General features: G+C 68.3%; 18 protein-coding genes. 12 read left to right on the top strand and 6 right to left on the bottom strand.

Going from position 1 to position 15,327, the window contains the following annotated elements; genetic code table 11:
- Positions 1-317: 317 nt before the first annotated feature.
- Both cas3 and Q2K16_RS00085 read right to left on the bottom strand, forming a co-directional pair.
- Positions 318-2,609: a CRISPR-associated helicase Cas3' gene (cas3, locus tag Q2K16_RS00090; RefSeq protein ID WP_302742685.1), complete on the bottom strand. Its 2,292-nt coding sequence runs from the start codon at positions 2,607-2,609 to the stop codon at positions 318-320.
- A gap of 82 nt (positions 2,610-2,691) precedes the next feature.
- On the bottom strand, positions 2,692-3,081 hold the full coding sequence (locus tag Q2K16_RS00085; protein WP_302742684.1) for a hypothetical protein: 390 nt from the start codon (positions 3,079-3,081) through the stop codon (positions 2,692-2,694).
- A 387-nt stretch (positions 3,082-3,468) separates the two neighbouring features.
- Between Q2K16_RS00085 and Q2K16_RS00080 the strand changes: the two genes are divergently transcribed.
- Positions 3,469-4,026: a hypothetical protein gene (locus tag Q2K16_RS00080; RefSeq protein WP_302742683.1), complete on the top strand. Its 558-nt coding sequence runs from the start codon at positions 3,469-3,471 to the stop codon at positions 4,024-4,026.
- A 141-nt stretch (positions 4,027-4,167) separates the two neighbouring features.
- Here the strand turns inward: Q2K16_RS00080 and Q2K16_RS00075 are convergent, their stop codons facing one another.
- The 3 genes from Q2K16_RS00075 to Q2K16_RS00065 all read right to left on the bottom strand — a co-directional run bounded on the left by Q2K16_RS00075 (position 4,168) and on the right by Q2K16_RS00065 (position 6,102).
- Positions 4,168-4,377, bottom strand: coding sequence for a DUF397 domain-containing protein (locus tag Q2K16_RS00075; RefSeq protein WP_302742681.1), 210 nt, complete (start codon positions 4,375-4,377; stop codon positions 4,168-4,170).
- Positions 4,370-4,594: a hypothetical protein gene (locus Q2K16_RS00070; protein WP_302742679.1), complete on the bottom strand. Its 225-nt coding sequence runs from the start codon at positions 4,592-4,594 to the stop codon at positions 4,370-4,372. Before Q2K16_RS00070 ends, Q2K16_RS00075 begins: the two co-directional genes overlap by 8 nt.
- A gap of 428 nt (positions 4,595-5,022) precedes the next feature.
- Entirely contained in the window at positions 5,023-6,102 is a 1,080-nt protein-coding gene (locus Q2K16_RS00065; protein ID WP_489671838.1) for an NsdA family TPR-like regulatory protein, read from the bottom strand.
- A gap of 142 nt (positions 6,103-6,244) precedes the next feature.
- Between Q2K16_RS00065 and Q2K16_RS00060 the strand changes: the two genes are divergently transcribed.
- Positions 6,245-6,661 carry a flavoprotein gene (locus Q2K16_RS00060; protein ID WP_489671951.1) on the top strand — a complete coding sequence of 139 codons (417 nt, stop codon included), beginning with the start codon at positions 6,245-6,247 and terminating at the stop codon, positions 6,659-6,661.
- Positions 6,662-6,884: 223 nt separating this feature from the next.
- Here Q2K16_RS00060 and Q2K16_RS00055 read toward each other — a convergent pair whose 3' ends face one another.
- Positions 6,885-7,295, bottom strand: coding sequence for a winged helix-turn-helix domain-containing protein (locus Q2K16_RS00055; protein WP_302742673.1), 411 nt, complete (start codon positions 7,293-7,295; stop codon positions 6,885-6,887).
- Positions 7,296-7,428: 133 nt separating this feature from the next.
- On the opposite strand from Q2K16_RS00055, the gene Q2K16_RS00050 reads away from it, so the two are divergent.
- The 10 genes from Q2K16_RS00050 to Q2K16_RS00005 all read left to right on the top strand — a co-directional run bounded on the left by Q2K16_RS00050 (position 7,429) and on the right by Q2K16_RS00005 (position 15,250).
- On the top strand, positions 7,429-8,640 hold the full coding sequence (locus Q2K16_RS00050; RefSeq protein ID WP_302742671.1) for a helix-turn-helix domain-containing protein: 1,212 nt from the start codon (positions 7,429-7,431) through the stop codon (positions 8,638-8,640).
- A 360-nt stretch (positions 8,641-9,000) separates the two neighbouring features.
- A complete protein-coding gene (locus Q2K16_RS00045) occupies positions 9,001-9,357 on the top strand; it encodes a hypothetical protein (RefSeq protein WP_302742670.1) in 357 nt (118 codons plus the stop codon).
- 353 nt (positions 9,358-9,710) lie between these two features.
- Complete coding sequence (locus Q2K16_RS00040) at positions 9,711-9,989, top strand: hypothetical protein (protein ID WP_302742668.1); 279 nt, start codon at positions 9,711-9,713, stop codon at positions 9,987-9,989.
- A complete protein-coding gene (locus Q2K16_RS00035; RefSeq protein ID WP_302742667.1) occupies positions 9,986-10,216 on the top strand; it encodes a hypothetical protein in 231 nt (76 codons plus the stop codon). Before Q2K16_RS00040 ends, Q2K16_RS00035 begins: the two co-directional genes overlap by 4 nt.
- The gene (locus Q2K16_RS00030; protein ID WP_302742666.1) at positions 10,213-10,947 is read left to right on the top strand and encodes a GOLPH3/VPS74 family protein; all 735 of its coding nucleotides are present in this window, start codon (positions 10,213-10,215) and stop codon (positions 10,945-10,947) included. Before Q2K16_RS00035 ends, Q2K16_RS00030 begins: the two co-directional genes overlap by 4 nt.
- Positions 10,948-11,050: 103 nt before the next feature.
- On the top strand, positions 11,051-12,535 hold the full coding sequence (locus Q2K16_RS00025) for an APC family permease (RefSeq protein WP_302742664.1): 1,485 nt from the start codon (positions 11,051-11,053) through the stop codon (positions 12,533-12,535).
- A gap of 23 nt (positions 12,536-12,558) precedes the next feature.
- Positions 12,559-13,218 carry a GNAT family N-acetyltransferase gene (locus tag Q2K16_RS00020; protein WP_302742663.1) on the top strand — a complete coding sequence of 220 codons (660 nt, stop codon included), beginning with the start codon at positions 12,559-12,561 and terminating at the stop codon, positions 13,216-13,218.
- Positions 13,215-13,847 (top strand): GNAT family N-acetyltransferase, encoded by a 633-nt coding sequence (locus Q2K16_RS00015; RefSeq protein ID WP_302742662.1) that lies wholly within the window; start codon positions 13,215-13,217, stop codon positions 13,845-13,847. The genes Q2K16_RS00020 and Q2K16_RS00015 overlap by 4 nt, the downstream gene beginning before the upstream one ends.
- 82 nt (positions 13,848-13,929) lie before the next feature.
- A complete protein-coding gene (locus tag Q2K16_RS00010) occupies positions 13,930-14,322 on the top strand; it encodes a hypothetical protein (RefSeq protein ID WP_302742660.1) in 393 nt (130 codons plus the stop codon).
- Positions 14,323-14,362: 40 nt separating this feature from the next.
- Complete coding sequence (locus Q2K16_RS00005) at positions 14,363-15,250, top strand: hypothetical protein (protein ID WP_302742658.1); 888 nt, start codon at positions 14,363-14,365, stop codon at positions 15,248-15,250.
- Positions 15,251-15,327: the final 77 nt, after the last annotated feature.

The raw sequence follows: 15,327 nt of genomic DNA, 5'->3' as shown, positions 1-15,327 counted from the left end.
TCCGCTGCGCCAACAGCGGACCGCCCAGCTCCCCCGCCATCCGTGAGGCCGAAAGGAACCAGATGACAGTAAGGCAACGCCGCACCTCCAGGCCACCCGACGAGGGGCAAGAGTCCCACACCCCCTCCCCGCTCCCTTTGCGCTGGGTAGTGATATTGGCGCTGAGCGTGGCGATCGGCATCATGGTCGGCACGACCGAGAGTTTGCCCACCGGCATGGTTGCCAGTCTGATCGCGGCGGGAGGGCTGCACAAGATCATGGATTGAGGGGGTTACCAGGTGAGCGCGCTGCGCGCTCACCTGGTGGCCTGCCCACCGTCAGAAGACGAACTGCTCCAGGTTCGGGTCGAGGTTGATCCCCGTGGCGTGGTCGTACTCGCCGATCCACTCGACCAGCGCACCCCGCCGTACCTCGGTGCCGAGAATCGGTCGCAGTAGCGCCATCACACCGGGTTGGCGTAGGGCGCTGGGGTGGAGGTTCGTCGTGTACGGCTGCAAGCGGCGCAGCTTTGCCAAATCCCGGATCGGTGCATGCCGTAGGTCCACGATGAGCTGTTCGAGTTCTCCGCGCAGTTCGGGTGTATCGGCCCCCTGCGGCGTGACCACGTTGACGGCGTCGTCGTCGATCATCCTGAAGGCCAGCTTCCGGTCCCGCCGCCTGGTGCTCGCGTCCATCGGCCCATCCGCGACGGTTTCGAACTCCCAACGTCGCCGGGCATGCTGGATGCGCTGTCCAACATGCTGATGGTCGGCGAGGGTGAGCGTGTCGTACACGTTGCGGTAGTAGCGTCCGAGTGCCTCGATGTCGTCCGGGTCTGCCTTCTGCGGGCCGAACTGACGCCCGGTACAGCCGACCAACGTCTTGTACGTGGGTGGTTGCCCGCCGTCCTGCGGCGCGAAGACGACCACCCGACCACCATGGGCCATCCGCCCCTCGCGGTTGGCCCGCCCGGCTGCCTGCAACAGCGAGTCCGCCGGCGCCATCGCCCGGAACACCACCGGGAAGTCGACGTCCACCCCGGCCTCGATCAGCTGGGTAGCCACCAGCAGGACCCGCTCACCCCGGTCAAGTCGCGTGCGCACCTGCGCCAGCACCCGCCGTCGATGATCCGGACACATCCGGGTCGACAGGTGCCACGCCGCCCCCTCGGGCTCGGTGTCACTCCACCGCTCGAACACCGTCTTCGCGTCCGCCGTCGTGTTGACCACCACCAACGCCGATCGTTCACCCATGACCTGGTCGGCGACGTCAGCCAGCGTCGGCTGCGGGTCGAGCTGCCACTCGTACCGCACCCTCCGCAGCTCACTGACCAGACGCGGAGTGTCGTGGATCAGATCCGTACACGGAACGTCCTTGAACTCATCCAGCGCCCAGAAACTCGGCTGCGTCGCCGAGGACAACAACACCGTCGCACCGAAGTGCCGCACGAGAAGGCGAAGACCATCGAGGATCGGCGCGAGCATCGCATGCGGCAACGCCTGCACCTCGTCCAACACGATCACCGAGTTCGCCAGGCGATGAACCCGACGCATCGCCGACGGCTTACGCGCGTACAACGACTCGAACAGCCGGACGAAGGTCGTGACAACAAACGGCGCGTCCCAGTTCTCCGCAGCCAGCCGCGCCCACCGACCAGCATCCGGATCATCGAAATCAGCCTGACTGTGGTGCTCCAGGACGACCGGCTCACCACCGTCCTCATCCAACAGCCGACGATAGACGGCGGCATTCTGCTCGGTGATGGTCAGGAACGGAACCGCCACGATCACCCGACGCAACCCATGCTTCTCCGCATGCCGCAGCGCGAACCCCCCACTCGCCAGCGTCTTACCGGCACCGGTCGGGGCACCGAGGCGGAACACCCCCGGCTCCCTCTCAGCCGCCGCCAGGCAATCCGCATAGACCCGCTCCCGTAGGCCAGCGACCGGCGAGTCACCGCGGCCTGAGAGCTCCTCACGACGCCGCTGCTCGAACACCTTGTAGAGATGACCGAAATCGGCATCCGCACGGACCCGAGGGCCAGTCAACCCCTGAAAGTGTGCGGCCGTGTCCAGGCTGTCCGCGTCAACCAGAGCGCTGTAGCACAGACGCAACGCCATCTCCCCCACCAACGGATCTCCCCGCCAACCCTGTGGCACCAGGACACCGAGATCCTCCGGCAGATCAGGCAGCAGCCCAGCCAACTCCCGCTCAGCAGACGCCACCTCCCCAGACCAGGTGGCGAGCCTCTGCCGCAACAGTGCCCGCAGCGCAGGCGAATCGACGAGCCCACCATGATGACCGAAAATCGCACCAGAGAACAGTCCAAGCCCACGCTCCTGCGCGATCCTCGTCCCCAGAGACTTGTGGTCGATGCCCACTGCCCCACCAGTGGACGCAACCGAAGAAAGCTTGTCCTGCCAGGAACAAGACGCCTTGCCCACGTCATGCAACGCACCAAGCCAATAGGCCACCTCACCACCACCAAACGGAGCAGCAAAGCGTCGCGCCAACCCTGCCGTGCCATAAAGATGCTCTGCCAGAGAATGCCACCGGCCAGAGCCATCGGCCGGACTATGCGCCCAAAGAGCACCCTTAACAGACACGATCACACCCCCCACAAAAATCATTACGACACCCGCCAATCAAGCGGGGCCAGTCCAACGAGACGAAGCAATAAACGCAGCCTGTAATGGTCAGGGCAGCGAACACTCAATCCTCGCCCGGCACAGCGGCCGGACGCAACCGGGTCTGCCCGCCGCCCTCGTATCGCCGGGTCTTGTCCCATCCTCGCCCGCGCAACCGCTGAACGCTGCCCTGGATGAAGTTCACCTTCGACCCGACGACCATCCTCACGTTGCGACCCTCGCCCGACGCGGTAGCCGGGCGCAGCACGAGGTCGTCGGGCTGGTCGCGGAGGACCCGCCAGTTGCGATCCTCGCCCGGCGCGGTGGCCGGGCGCAGCCTGATCGGGTCGTCACCCTCGCCGTACTGCTGGTCGCCGTTGCGATCCTCGCCCGGCGCGGTGGCCGGGCGCAGCCCTGTTCGGCCGTGAGCCCGGCCTGCTGGCGAACCGCATCGAGTCCCCGCTGGATCTCTCAAGCGGCCTCGGCTGTCAGGGTGGTCGACATACCGCCAGGTTAGGTCACGCCGCGCACGCCCTGATGGCGGTCGCCACCTCCGCAAGCTCCTTATCGTGACTGGGCTCGATGACGTCTGCGACGTCGCACAGGCGGTCGAGTAGCCGACGAGACCAACACCAGCCAGTGGGACAAACGACTCGACCCGCACTGGCTCTCAGCCATGGACCTCTGTCCCCCCAAATTCTGGCCTCCACGCTACGAGGGGAAGGCTAACTGATAGCGCTCTATTGTTCGCCTGAATCAGCAGAGAGGAACGGTCCGGGCAGCGGCGGGCCCTGACAGGCATCCGACACCCTCCGATGACACGGAGAACGTTCATATGACTACCGGAAGAAGGGATAGTGTCATGCGACACGGCATCGGACTGCGAGGTCTCGCTGCGGCAACGACGTTCGCCCTCATCGTGGTCATCGCGGCCAACGGCGCACCCGCAGCCGCCAAGGCCGCCGACGCAACCTTGGTGACCTGCATAGGAACACAGACCACCAACTACAGCCCCGGGCTACTCCTCACCAACCAGACGGTGCACAAGAGCGGAACCAACGAGTGGCCGCTCTGCACAGGATCCACGCAGGGAATCACCTCGGCGTCGAGCCCCTTCGACGTGCCGCACATTCAACTCTCCTGCATATCACCGCTCGGGTCGGGAGCAGGCACACAGGTCATCACATGGGTCCACGCCACGACGGCCCCGACGTCCACGTTCGAGTGGACCTCGACGCGCTCGGTGCTCGCGGGCCAAGCCGTCACCATCCTCACCGGAACGATCACCGCGGGACTCTTCGCGGGTAGCTCCGCCCAGCAGATAATCGTCGCGCCCCAGTTGAACCTTCTCGGCTGCCTGCTTCCGCCAGGAGTCACCGAGGAGACGGGCACATCAACGCTGGTCATCACCGCAGCCTAAAACTCCAGCCGCGACGACTTCGGCGCGTCCATCCATGATGAGCGTCAGGTAGACCGACCATTACAGGCCGCATCTTGCGGATGACGAAACCGGAAGCAGCCGGTGTCGACCGGCTGCTTCCGGTGGAACAGCCCGCCCCGGTTACGGGGTCAGCGCGCCCTCCCACAGGGCATCAGTGAAGGCCGTCCAACTCCGCGCCGTCACCGCGATCTGGCCACCCCGAGGGTCCTTGCTGTCCCGAACGAAGACCACACCCTGACGGGCGAGCAGGTTCGTCGCCACCTCGACGCAGTCTCCCTGGTTGCCGCTACGGGTGCTCTTGCGCCATCTAGCGGACGTCAGATCAACCACGATCGAATGCCTCCGTCACTTCGGTGATCAACTTTCCCGACAAGGCCTCGTCGAGTGCTCGTGAGGTCACGTCGTTCCAAGTTAGTTCGTAGGCCGCCACCTCGGTCAGCTTTTCAAATAGAGCGCGCCATCCTTCGGTGACGGGGCGTGTTGCGGTGAGCCACTCCCCTACCGGGCGGGTCGTTCCGTGGGCCAGTGGCAGCACCAAAAGATCCATGACAGGCCCCCATTCGAGACGCGACCCTCCCACCCGCTGCCAACCACTACGGGCATACACCTGACGCGCCTCCGAGCGAGGATTCGATGCCAGAGTGGCGTACTCCTCCGCCCGACCAGCAAGCAGCCTACGCATCAACCCCGACCCGACGGCCCCGCCAACGCGGATCAACAATCCACTCCATCACCGCAAACTTCGAGGCAGCACGCACCTCGACGGGCGGGTCCACATCAGCGCGAGACCACCACACCCCGGCGGGCATCGTCCACCCACACGCCGCCCCCACCAGCAGAGCACCATCCAGCGCCCCGCCACCGAGGCTCCTGCACTCGCATCATGCATAGCCGCTCACCGCAGTTCAAACACGGCGGCAGGGGAAAGCAAACGTGGGATGGCCGCCATTCTGCCGAGACACCGAGGCTGATCGTCTAGGAGGTGCGTTGTGCCGTGACGAACTCCGTCACAGAATCCGCCTTACGGACATGGGGCTGCATACGGCGAGTCAGCCCGGCGAGGCGCAGCGAGAGTCTGCCGGAACGGATGTCGCCGGCGGCCTCCGTCGCTCCGAGCGCGATACGACCGGCTTCGTCGAACTCGCCAGCGTAGAGGAGTGCCTCCGCCAAGCTGAGCTGGTCGAGGACGCGGTTGCGGGCCAGGGAGACGCCGCGCAGGTCCAGGGCCTCGTTGAGGCGTTCGATGGCCGCGTCGGCGTACCGGTGGTTGGTACGGGCCAGGTCGGTGTAGGCGGCACCGGAGAGGCTGTAAAGCTCTGCCTCGGTGACGTGCTGCGCCGCCCAGTTCGGCGCACCCGCGTTGTCGACACGGGTGAACGCATCCTCAGCGTCCCCCACGGCACGACGCACCATGTCAGCGTCACCGATCTGCGCGTGTGCCCAGGCTCGGATGCACGACTGGTTGGCACGGTCACCCGGGGTGAACAGGTCGCCGGCACGCTTCGCAGCCGCATCGAGCAGCGACAGTGTCTTATCAGGACGTCGTAGCTCGATGTTGTGGCCAGCCATCCTGACCACGGTGTGGCCGCCCAGCGCCGTGTTGCCGGCAGCGGTCGCAGCGGATAGGGCGAGCCAGGCGTGCTCGTCCGCGCCGCGATGATCGCCGATGTCGCGGGCGATGTAGGCACCGAGCCCAGCAAGGTCGGCGATCGCTACCAGCAGCGCGGTGCGAACCCTCAACTCGGAGGCAGCAGAATGCATCGCGGCGGCCCGCTCAAGCAGTTGCGCGGCCGGTTGCTGCACCGCTGCGCCACCGTGTCGAGAGACCCAGCCGCGATACAAGGCGGTGGTCTCGACGATGTCGGTCACGTGATCCATGCCGATCCTGCGGGGAGTGACCTCCGATGCAAGAGGCCAACCAGCCACTGCCATCCCGGCCACGCTGAGAGCCTGAAGTACCGCCCGCCGCCGCACGTCCTCTCCGCCCTCCTGGTCTTCGCCCGCCAAGGCAAACAGTGCGCCATTCGCACGGAGATCCTGGTCCAGGCTGCGCACATGGTTACGCGTTACGGTGATCGAATTCCTCGACGAGTGCTCGTGCCGACATATCTTCGAGGGTAGCTAAGCGGCCAGGCCGACAAGCGCGTCAGCCCGCGCATTGAACTGCTGGACCTCGTGCAGGTTGCCGAACGGCTTCATGCGACGTTGCAGGTCACGCACGGTCTCGATGGTCCGCGACGAGTTGACGGACGCAGCCAGGTCTACGGCGTGCGTGCAGCGCCCGGCTGCCAAAGTAACCGAGCTGGCTCCCGCCACCTTCAACACGATCAACCAATGGGCCGCTGGCATCAACAACACGGCGGCGTTGGGAATACTCAACGAGGCGCTCGGAGCCGGTACGCCGATCATCGCCTCGCCATACGTCAAGGCCGTGCTCGCCACCCACCCGGCATTCAACCGCAACCTCGAACTGCTCGCCAGCGCCGGCGTTCACCTCACAGCCACCGAGGCCCTACGGCCCGCCACCCCAGACGAACCATTCCGATGGCAAGGCGTGCTCGACCTACTGAACGGCACGAGCGCCCGCCCGTGGTCATCGAACAACCAGCCATAGACCCGCACCTACGCGGCGGTCGTGCCGGTCGGTCAGCGGTCCGGAACCTCCAAGGTCAGCCGAAACTCCTGCGTCAGCGACCACGACGTCTTCGGCGCGTCCGTCCGTGATGAGCGTCAGGTAGACCGACCGTTACAGGCCGCATCTTGCAGATGGCGAAAAGCGGAAGCCGTTGACTAACTAACTCCTAACCAACGGCTTCACCGTTCCCCCGATCGGCCCGTCAGGCAGGCCGATAGACCACCCGGTATCGGTCCGCCGAGTACAAATCCTGTAGCCCATCCGGGTGAGTCACCACCATCAGCGGCACGCCCTCCGGTACCCGGTACAACCGCCGCTCCGCAGGTGACGGGTTTCGGGCACCCACCCAATCGCCAGGTCCGACGTACACAACTTCCGGCTCCACCAGTGCGCGCACCACCACCCCGCGACCCCGAGCGACTTCCGCCAAGCCTTCGTCTCGCAGGAGCCGCACCGCAGCCCGAGCGGTCATCGGTGCCACGTCGTACGTCTGCGACAGATCCCGCTCCGACGGCAGGCGATCACCGGGTTTGAGCTGGCCGGACACGATCCGGGCACGCAGGATCTCGGCGACCTCTTGGTAGCCGACCGGCTCCTGTCCCGGGTAGATCACCGCCGCAGGGTAGGAGTCCAACAATCACCATGTCAACTAGCTGACTATCTCAGCTCGCAACGGCAATCGCGAGCGCTCGAACAGCCGGCGTACGGTGAGTGGTACACGATGTACCTGCTCCGGAGGTGACCCGATGGTCGACCAGTCTCTAACACCAGGCCAACGCGTCGAGCGGCTGCGTCGTGCCGCCGGCCTCTCCCGTGAGCGCCTCGCCGGCCTCGCCGGGCTTTCCGCAACCACCATCAAGTTCATCGAGAACGGGCGCCGCTCGCTTACGCTTCGGGCTGCGCAGCAGATCGCGCCCCACCTCGGCGTACGGGACCTCGGCGACCTCTACGGGCCCACCGTCGCGCTCTCGATGGACGGTCGGCCCAGCCACCCCGCAGTCGACGACGTCCGCCGGGCGCTCACGGCCTGGCACATCACCGTCGACGGCGAGCCAGACAGCCCCGACTACCTACGCGGTGCGGTCGACTCCGCCTGGCAGACCTGGCACACCAGCAGGCATCAGCGGACCGAGGCCGGTCTCGTTCTTCCCGGTTTGCTCGACGCCACCCAGCGGGCGGCCCGGCTGCACACCGGCACCGACCGGCGGGCCGCCCTCGCCCACCTCGCCCAGGCGTACCACCTCGCCCAGGCGTACCTGGCCTGGCACGGCGACCGGGAGCTGTGCTGGCTCACCGTCGACCGGGGCATGAGCGCCGCCCTGGACGCCGACGACCCGCTCGCCATCGCCCAGGCCATCTGGTACGCCGCGCACGTCCTGCGCGCGGTCGGCCGCAGCGACGAGGCCCTGGCCCGCCTCGCCGAGGCGCGGGCATTGATCGAACCCCGGGTCGCCGACGGCGGCACCGAGTACGCCGAGATGCTGGCGGATCTGCACCTGTGCATGGCGCTGACCCGGGCCCGGGGCGGCGACCAGGGCGCATGGTCGGACTGGGACACAGCGCGGCAGGTCGTCGAGCGGGCACTGCCGACCGGGTACGTCGGGCTGCGGACCCGGGTGTCCCGCCCCCTCGTCGACGTGTACGCGGTGATGTGCGCGGTCGACCTGGGCGACCCGGACGAGGCGCAGCGCCGGGCTCACAGCCTGGACCCAGAGTCGATCCCGTCCACGGAGCGGCGCGGGCGGCACTACGTGGAACTGGCCCGGTCCGCCGACCTGGAGGGGGCACGGGAAGCGACTCTGCACCTGCTGACCCGGGCCGAGGCGACGTCGCCGGAGACCGTACGGTACTCGCCGGCTGCGCAGGACATGGCGGGCCGACTGGCGCGCGAGGCACCGGCGGCGGTGCGCTCTGAGGCAATCGACCTGGCCCAACGGATCAGCGCACCCCAGCAGTAGAGGTACATCCCGTCACCGGGTACACCGCGTACCCCGTGCCGCTCCGGCGACCGCTTAGCGTGATCGCACGGTGGCGGCAGGGGGTCGCGCGGCGTACGACGACGCTGTTCACCCTGCCACCCCGCTCTTTCGAGGGAGGCAAACCCGTGCGCATGATCATCCGGGCCTGGAACCTGCTCGTCGGCCCCAGCCCCATTCGTCCCCCGTACTACCTGGCATCGGCCGGGCCATCCAGGCCCAAGAGCAGACCGCCGCACGGAAGCGGCTACTCGCGGCCGCCCACCCTCCCGGCATCGTCGAGTACCGCTATCCCCGTCCAGCCCGGTGAGCACCCCGGCCTGCGAAGGCTCACGCATCCGCTTGGAGCCGCACGAGCGGCAGTCCAGCCCCAGCGTCCCCGGCAACACCCACATCATCATTGACGTCGTCCGTGGCCACGGGTCGTGGGACGCAGGGATGGTGTGGGTGTACGCCCACCTCGTCGAGTACGGCCGGTCATCCGCCGACTGCACCGGCCCGTGGTGCCAGGAACTGCTGGTCGAGTCCGTGAATCGCGCGCTCGACAACGTCGGTGTCCTGCTGGCCGGTCTCGACCAGACCGACAGCGCACGTGCTCTGAGGAACCCGAGCTACTCGCCGCTGCGCACCCTCATCGAGCAGGCCAGAACCTCGGCCGCCCGGGTGACGGAGTACCTGCGGGCACAAGCCCGCGCGTGAGCCGGCGCAGGACCGGCCCCCAATTCCCCCGCGCAGGGCGGTCTCTGCGTCCATCGGTCGGGGTCCGCGTCGGCACCGAGGAGTGCCCGGACGCGCATCTCAAACAGAAAGGTAATGGCGTTGACCCGTGTCAAGTGGTTCGTTCCTCGGGACGGGCAGACGTATCGGCCGTTCGGTATCGACCGGGAGGGCGCGGCCACGCTCTACGGTCACCGGGGCGGTTGGAGCCGATCTGATGAGGCCACGGCTCAGGACGTGGCGCGTGACAATCGCCGGTTCTGGGCTGGCCTCAGCCTCCCGGCGCAGGCTCCCAACCGGCCGAAGCGACGCTGCTGGCGTTGGTGGCCCCGCGCATGACCGGCAGCAACCTTCCCCTGCCCCGGGTCGCCCCCGGTACCCTGCTGCGGCTCGACGGTGACGACTGGTCCTTCGGTCGCGGCCTGATGCCCGGCACCCATGTCGATGTCGTGGTGGTGCGGTTGCGTACCGACCTGGCGCATCTCAGTGACGAGTGGATGTGGGTCCTCGGCCACCGGCCGCAGTGCGAGTACCCGCACGTGGAGCAGCACCCGCCCTGCCTGGAACTACGGGTCCGTATCACCGTGCTGCGGCGTTACGGCGGCGCACGATGACCGGCACCCACGAGAGCGACCACCCCGGCGACCGGTACGACTCGGCCCGCAGGACGGTCCTGGGCCACCTCGGCCGCACCTGCTTCGAGTGCCGCGACGACGGGTGCGCGCAGCACCGCTGGGCCGTCGCGGAGCTGCGTGAGCACCCGGTCGGCCGTGGCCTCCTCCAGCGTCACGGCCTCCTCGACCCCTCCGACGATCCGATCCAGGAAGGCCAGCAGCGGTGACCATTTCCCCCGCCGTCGGCGACGAGCACACTCGGCCCGCCCACCACGCACCCGCCGATCGGCCGGTCCGCGCGGTCGCTACCGCCCGCCGTCAGCCGCCACTGATCGCCAACGACTTCTACTTCCTCGCCCACGACGATCGGACCGGGCAGCCGCGCCTGTTCCGCGCCGCGATCTCCCTCGGGCTCGCAGCCGGACTGCTCATGGAGTTGCACTACGCCGGCCGGATCAGCTTCTCCCAGGGCGCGGTCCACGTCTGGCGCGACGGTCCCATTCCGGTGGACTGGCTGCAACACAAGATCCTCGACCGGATGCTCACCGAGCCCCAGAACACGCCCGTCCGGCAGTGGCTGTGGTATCTCGCCGCCAGCGCGGGCGACCAGGTCGCCCAGCGGATGACGCAGGCCGGGCTGCTGCGGGAGCAGACGACCGGCCCGTGGTGGCGGCGGCGCACCGTCTACGTACCCACGGACATCAACACCGCCGCCTGGCCCTGGGCCCGACTGTCCCAACAGCTCCGCAACCGTCGCGGCCTTCCCGAGCACGACGTCCTCCTCGCCGGCCTGGCCGCGCACACCCAACTCGACGTGGCACTGCTCGACGGAGCCTCCTGGCTCGCCCGTGACTACCCGAGCCTCTTGGTCGAGCAGCTGTTTCCGCCGTGGCCCGGCCTGCTCGGCGAACTCGGTGCCGCCGTCGGCGCAGCCGTGCTGAGCCACCGCACCTCCTGAGCGTGCACGAACCATCGTCTGCTGCCGGTGGGCGGCAGTTCGTGGCGACCCACCGCCAGACCCCGTCCCGATCTCCCCATTCACCCGCGCGGAAAGAGACCCCATGTCCCACTCCCGACCCGACACCATCTCCGCGACCCTGGCGCGCGGTCGGCTCGGCATCCCCGCTGTCGTGTTCTTCGTGATCGCCGCTGCCGCGCCGCTGACCGTGGTCGCCGGAGGTGCGACCACCGGGTATGCCGTGACTGGTGTCATCGGCATCCCGGTGGCGTATCTGGTGGTCGCCGCCGTGCTCGCGCTCTTCACGGTCGGCTATGTGGCGATGTCTCGACACATCGTCAACGCCGGGGCGTTCTACACCTACGTCACCCGGGGACTCGGCCGCCCGGCCGGCGTCGCCACCGCAGCCGTCGCCCTGCTCGCCTACAACGCCATGCAGATCGGCCTGTACGGCGGCTTCGGCGCGGTCCTCGCCCAGTTCCTCCACGACCGCTACGGATGGGCCGTCACCTGGTGGCTGTGCGCCCTGACCGCCTGGGCAGCGGTGACGGTCCTCGGGGTGCTACGCACCGACCTCAACGGCACCGTCCTGGCCGTCATGCTGACCGCCGAATGCGCGATCGTCGTCGTCTTCGACACCGTCATGATCACCCACCCCGCCGGTGCCGTCACCGTCGACACCCTCGCCCCGACGCACGTCCTCACCGCCGGGATCGGCGCGGCGCTGGTCACCGCGATCACCGGGTTCGTCGGCTTCGAGGCCACCGTCGTGTTCTCCGAGGAGACGAAAGACCCACGCCGCACCGTCGCCCACGCCACCTACCTCGCCGTCACCGTCACCGGCCTGCTCTACGGCCTGTCCGCCTGGGCGATGTCCGTCGCCACCGGCCCCAACCGGATCGTCGACGCCGCCCGCACCGACGGCACCGACCTCATCTTCCACCTCGTCACCCCACACCTCGACGCAAGCGTCGTGACCATCGGCCGGGTCCTGTTCATCACCAGCCTGTTCGCCGCGCTGCTCAGCTTCCACCACACCGTCGCCCGCTACCTGTTCGCCCTCGGCCGCGAACACGTGATCCCCGCCGCCTTCGGCCGCACCAGCCGACGCACCGGCGCACCGAAGATCGGCTCGATCACCCAGAGCGGCCTCGCACTCGCCGCCCTCGCCGGCTACGCGGCAACCGACGCCGACCCGATCGTGCACCTGTTCTTCTGGATCACCGTCACCGGCGGACTCGGCATCCTCATCCTGATGACCGCCACCTCCACCGCCGTCCTCGGCTACTTCACCCGAAGGACCGGCCACCACGAGGGCCACTGGCGGGCCACCGTCGCGCCGCTGACCGCCACGCTGGCGCTCGCCGCGATCCTCGCCGCCACCCTCCGCGAGTTCGACACCCTCCTCGGCGTCGACCCACACTCCCCGCTGCGCTGGCTCTTCCCCGCCGCCTACGCCGCCGCCGCGCTGCTCGGCGCGGTCTGGGCACTGACCCTGCGCACCACCAACCCGCCCGTCTACGCCGCCATCGGCCTCGGCGCGGACAGCCACACCCTGCGCAACGACCCGATCCGCCAACCGGCCTGACCCCGCAAGGAGTTTCTACGACCATGCCCGACACCGATACCGTCACCGTGCGTCGCGCGACCAGCTCAGACGCGGGACCGCTGATCGCCGTCCTCGCCGAGGCCTTCCACGACGGACCCGTCGCCGAATGGCTGATCCCCGACCCCACCGACCGCCGCGTGGTCCTCTACCGCTACTTCAGAAACGCCTTCCACCACGGCCTGGCGCACGGCCACATCGACACCACCACCGACCTGTCCGCCGTGGCGATCTGGTACCCCCGACTCGACCCACCGCCCCAGGGCCACACCCGGGAACGCCAGGAAGCCCTGGAACACGCCACCGGCCCCTACGCACCGAAGTTCACCCTGATGGAGGCCATGTTCGACGCCTTCCACCCCGACGAGCCGCACCACTACCTCGCGTACCTCGCCGTAGACCCGGAGCAGCAGAACCGGGGCATCGGCGCGGCCCTGCTCCACGAGCACCACCGGCACCTCGACCAGGTGGGCCTACCGGCGTACCTGGAGGCCACCAACACCCGCAACCGGCAGCTCTACCGCCGACTCGGCTACACCGCCGGCCCACCGCTGATCCTGCCCACCGACGGCCTACCGATCTGGCGCATGTGGCGCGGCCAACACACCCCCACCGGCCGGGCACCCTTCCCACCCAACCCACAGCCCCAACGGCGCACCCGGTGAACCCGACGATCGCTGTCCGACCCGCGCTGCCCGGCGACGTCGCCGCCATCGCCGCCCTACTCGCCGAAGCCATCACCGACGACCCCGTCGCCACCTGGCTGGTCCCCGACCCCAGCGAACGGCAAGCCGTGTTCCACGGCCGGCTGGCCATGGAGGTCGACCACGCCGTCGAGTGGGGCCACGTCGACGTCACGCTCGACCTGACCGCAGCCGCAGTGTGGCGGCACCACCCCGCCTCCAACGCCGCACTGCTCGCCGAACGCCACATGAACACGTTCACCGGCCACGCCCTGCCCAGATTCCGACAACTCCACCACGTGATCGACCGATACCGATCCGACGCACCCCACCACTGGCTGTCGCTCTATGTCACCCCCCACAGCCGAGGCCAGGGCATCGGCAGCGACCTGCTCGCCCACCACCACCGCCGCATCGACCAACTCACCAACCCGGTCGACACCGTCGTAACGACCGAAGCCGCCCGAGACTTCCTCCGCAGCCACGGCTACCGCCCCGGCCTGCCCCTACACCTCCCGAACGGACCCCGGCTCTGGCCGCTCACCCACAACGGCCACCCATCCAGCGCCCGTCGGACCACACCCCACACCGCCGGCCAATCGGACACCTGACCACCCACGACGGTGGCCGCCACCAACGATGCGGCCACCGTCGCCGGATTCCTACGACCTCCGCAGAGGAAGCGAGAGAACCGTGAGCACCAGTGCCGTAGTCAGACCCGGCAGAACCATCTGGATCGCGCCGGCCGACCATCTCGGCGGCACCGACGGCCTGACCGTCGTCATCGACGAGATCCCCGAGGATCTCGACAAACTGGAATGGGTCGAGGTCTCGGTCCGCAGCCCCGGGGACGAGGCTTCCACCTCCCGCAGGGTGCTCGTCCGCAGCGACGCCCTCCGCTCACCCCGTTCCCCCAACACCCCCACCGACCTACCCCAGCGCCAGCAGGACTTCACCCACGGCATCGCCTCCTACCCACCCCCGGCACAACGCCGAGACCAGGGGCCGCTGGCCGAACGACTGACCCACATCCCCCGACACCCCAGACGTGAACACGGGCACCCCACCTCCACACCGAGCCAGTGACAGCACCGCAGCCTGCACAATCCAACCGAAGGCATCAACCATGGTCCCCCTCGCGCGCCAGCGACCCACCCCCGTACTGATCGTCGCTCTCGTTCTCGCCGTCACCGCACCCACCGCCTGCGCCGCCGTCCGACTCCCCACCCCAGCCACCGACGTGGCCGCACAGCCGGCTGCCCCGCCGACGCCGACGACCGAGCCACGCACGGCGCGGGAGCAATTGCGTCTCCTGGCCGACGCCATCACACCCGTCACAGCCGACGCCGAGCACAGCCCGCACACCTACCTGCACGTTCAATCGTGGTCCCGCGCGACAACCGTCGTCAGCCGACGGGACATCCGCCGCTGGAGCCAGCCCGACGGATCCGGACGGATCATCGAACGCCAGCTACCCGACCGAGGCAACCTCACCCGCCTACCGGACGGCAGCGACCGGAATGCCCTCGCGACGGCACCCGTGGTGTCCGACGAGACCTACGCACACGGCGGCCTCGTACGACCCGGCTCCGAGCCGATACCCGGGGACCGTGCCGGCCTCCAACAGCACCTCGGCACCATATCCCCACCCGAGAACGGCCCCGGCTCGATCATCACCGCCGTGGTGAGCCTCAACAACGAGCACTACCTCGGCCACCACCAACGCCAAACCATCCTGCTCATCCTCGCCGACCTACCCGGCATCACCACCGACACCGCCACCGACATCGCCGGCCGTACCGGGATCGCCGTGAGCCTCAACCACGACGGAACCACCAAACGCCTGATCATCCACCCCACGAGCGGGGAACTCCTCGCCTTCCAGGAAACCTTCAACACCTGCCGCCCCGCCCGAAGCAAACCATGCCCCCGACCCGGCCTATTCGACTACCGCCTCTACCTCGAACGCAACCACACCACACCACCCGACACCTCACCCACACCACAACACTGAAACCGACACCCGAAAACCACCGACACCACCTCACGGTGATACGCGTCCCGGTACCCCTCAGCCTTGCCGCGTTCGTC

It is taken from the genome of Micromonospora cynarisoli (assembly GCF_030518815.1).
In the GTDB taxonomy this organism is placed as follows: domain Bacteria; phylum Actinomycetota; class Actinomycetes; order Mycobacteriales; family Micromonosporaceae; genus Micromonospora; species Micromonospora wenchangensis.
The sequence above is the reverse complement of the archived record's forward strand: the minus strand, read 5'-3'. Positions and strand labels throughout refer to the sequence as shown.

Coding starts and splice junctions, on each gene's coding strand:
- Q2K16_RS00025 (WP_302742664.1), top strand. CDS start 11,051: ATGTCCCACTCCCGACCCGACACCATCTCCGCGACCCTGGCGCGCGGT.
- Q2K16_RS00060 (WP_489671951.1), top strand. CDS start 6,245: ATGCGACGTTGCAGGTCACGCACGGTCTCGATGGTCCGCGACGAGTTG.
- Q2K16_RS00035 (WP_302742667.1), top strand. CDS start 9,986: ATGACCGGCACCCACGAGAGCGACCACCCCGGCGACCGGTACGACTCG.
- Q2K16_RS00040 (WP_302742668.1), top strand. CDS start 9,711: ATGACCGGCAGCAACCTTCCCCTGCCCCGGGTCGCCCCCGGTACCCTG.
- Q2K16_RS00050 (WP_302742671.1), top strand. CDS start 7,429: ATGGTCGACCAGTCTCTAACACCAGGCCAACGCGTCGAGCGGCTGCGT.
- Q2K16_RS00005 (WP_302742658.1), top strand. CDS start 14,363: ATGGTCCCCCTCGCGCGCCAGCGACCCACCCCCGTACTGATCGTCGCT.
- Q2K16_RS00080 (WP_302742683.1), top strand. CDS start 3,469: ATGCGACACGGCATCGGACTGCGAGGTCTCGCTGCGGCAACGACGTTC.
- Q2K16_RS00020 (WP_302742663.1), top strand. CDS start 12,559: ATGCCCGACACCGATACCGTCACCGTGCGTCGCGCGACCAGCTCAGAC.
- cas3 (WP_302742685.1), bottom strand. CDS start 2,609: ATGATTTTTGTGGGGGGTGTGATCGTGTCTGTTAAGGGTGCTCTTTGG.
- Q2K16_RS00070 (WP_302742679.1), bottom strand. CDS start 4,594: ATGGATCTTTTGGTGCTGCCACTGGCCCACGGAACGACCCGCCCGGTA.